The organism is Stenotrophomonas sp. 3diitr2024 (assembly GCF_042136455.1).
GTDB classification, from domain to species: domain Bacteria; phylum Pseudomonadota; class Gammaproteobacteria; order Xanthomonadales; family Xanthomonadaceae; genus Stenotrophomonas; species Stenotrophomonas sepilia.
This window is the reverse complement of sequence record NZ_JBHHMJ010000837.1, coordinates 1-377: the sequence shown is the minus strand read 5'-3', so window position 1 is coordinate 377 and position 377 is coordinate 1. Positions and strand designations below refer to the sequence as shown.

Sequence of the window (377 nt, the reverse complement as noted above, 5' to 3'; positions counted from 1 at the left end):
GTGGCGGTTGCCCGCGCGTTTGCCAAGTCGCCGACCCTGATCTTCGCAGACGAACCCACCAGCGCGCTGGATGCCGAGAACGGCCAGCGCGTGATCGACATCCTGCATCGCTACGCACGTGCGCATGGTCATGGGCATGTGCAGGTTCACTGTCCGCGTGGCAGAGGCTGCAGCCCTCGCTCCACGCGCTGTCGCCGTCTTCGTAATGTTCCTGCTTCCAGATCGGGCACTGGTGCTTGACCACCTCGTTGCCGGAACTGGCGGTCAACGCACGTGCGCTGGCGGTCGGCCAACCGGAGCTGGCACTGGGCAATGCAGTGGGCAGCAGCATCGTCAATCTGGGCTTGACCCTGGCGGTGGCCGCCGTCGCCGCCCCC

Annotated in this window: 3 pseudogenes; 2 read left to right on the top strand and 1 reads right to left on the bottom strand. The window is 66.6% G+C overall.

The window, feature by feature from the left end:
• Nucleotides 1-129, top strand: a pseudogene (locus ABGA94_RS22255) (ABC transporter ATP-binding protein); the annotation flags it as partial.
• Here the strand turns inward: ABGA94_RS22255 and ABGA94_RS22250 are convergent.
• Nucleotides 119-247: pseudogene (locus ABGA94_RS22250) on the bottom strand (molybdenum cofactor biosynthesis protein MoaE); the annotation flags it as partial. The pseudogenes ABGA94_RS22255 and ABGA94_RS22250 overlap by 11 nt on opposite strands.
• Between ABGA94_RS22250 and ABGA94_RS22245 the strand changes: the two are divergent.
• Nucleotides 237-377: pseudogene (locus ABGA94_RS22245) on the top strand (sodium:calcium antiporter); the annotation flags it as partial. The pseudogenes ABGA94_RS22250 and ABGA94_RS22245 overlap by 11 nt on opposite strands.